Origin of the sequence: Amycolatopsis sp. SID8362, assembly GCF_010550475.1 — a bacterium.
In the GTDB taxonomy this organism is placed as follows: domain Bacteria; phylum Actinomycetota; class Actinomycetes; order Mycobacteriales; family Pseudonocardiaceae; genus Amycolatopsis; species Amycolatopsis eburnea.
This window is the reverse complement of the sequence record NZ_JAAGNB010000268.1, coordinates 1-1,089: the sequence shown is the minus strand read 5'-3', so window position 1 is coordinate 1,089 and position 1,089 is coordinate 1. Positions and strand designations below refer to the sequence as shown.

Annotated in this window: 1 protein-coding gene and 1 pseudogene; one reads left to right on the top strand and one right to left on the bottom strand. The window is 74.8% G+C overall.

Features of this window, described 5'->3' with window-relative positions; genetic code table 11:
- Positions 1-199: pseudogene (locus G3I65_RS08975) on the bottom strand (alpha/beta hydrolase); the annotation flags it as partial.
- 70 nt (positions 200-269) lie between these two features.
- Between G3I65_RS08975 and G3I65_RS08970 the strand changes: the two are divergent.
- The coding region (locus G3I65_RS08970; protein ID WP_160695678.1) for a GNAT family N-acetyltransferase at positions 270-1,089 on the top strand (820 nt) is incomplete at its 3' end.

Sequence of the window (1,089 nt, the reverse complement as noted above, 5' to 3'; positions counted from 1 at the left end):
GGGGCCGGACGTACCAGGCACCCAGCTCCAGGCCGTCGGCCGTGCGGAGGCGGACGTCTTCGCCGCCGGGCAGCACGCTCGCGGCGGCCGGCACCGGGCCGGCGTCGGGCAGGTAGATCAGCCGGCGCTGCAACACCCAGACGAGCCCCAGCACCAGCACCACGACCAGCGCGGCCCCCAGCAGCACCCGCACGACCACGCGCCACCTCCTTCCGCCCGGCCGAAAACGAATCGACGACGCCGCCCGCCCCCTGCCACAGTGCTGTTCCATGATCACCCCGTTGACCGTCGACGACCTGCGGCTCATGCAAGGCCTCGCGCAGCGGGTCACCGCCGTCCGCCCCGAGCTGGTGAACGGCGACGCATCCTACGGCGAGCTAGCGTGGAACTGGGGCAAGGACCACGCCGCCGCCGGTGCGAGCTGGCGCCGGGAACTGTGGTTCGCCGGCGGCGACCTGGTGGCGTGGGCCTGGGCGCGCCTCCCCCGCCAGGTGCGGCGGAGCGACGGCACGGTCAAGGACGTCACCGGCGCTTCGCTGGCGCACCAGGTCCACCCGGACCACGCCCCGCTGATCGACGAGGTGATCGCCTGGTACGAAAGCACGGCGGGCGACGTCGAGCGCTCGGCGCTGGCGGGCGCCGCCGACGAGTTCGCCTTGGCGCGCTGGGCGGCGCACGGCTACGGGACCGACCCGGACGCGCTCGGCGACACCGGCACCTGGACCCAGCTGAACGAGCGCGACCTCGCCGACGTCGCCGAGCCGGTCCTGCCCGCCGGGTTCCGGTTCCGCACGGCGGGTGAAGCCGGGCCCGAGGCCGCGGTCCAGGCCCATGTAGACGCTTGGGCCCCCACGACGTACACGGCGGAGAGCTACGAAGGCGTCCGGCACGCCCCGGCGTACCGCGACGACCTGCACATCCTCGTGGAGGCACCGGACGGGACGATGGTGTGCTCGGCGATCCTGTGGCTCGACGACGCCAACGAGACGGTCGAGTTCGAGCCGGTCGGGACGCACCCGGGCTTCCGGCGCCGCGGCCTGGCCCGGGCGCTGCTGCTGCACGGCATGCGCCTGGCGCGCGCGGCCGGCG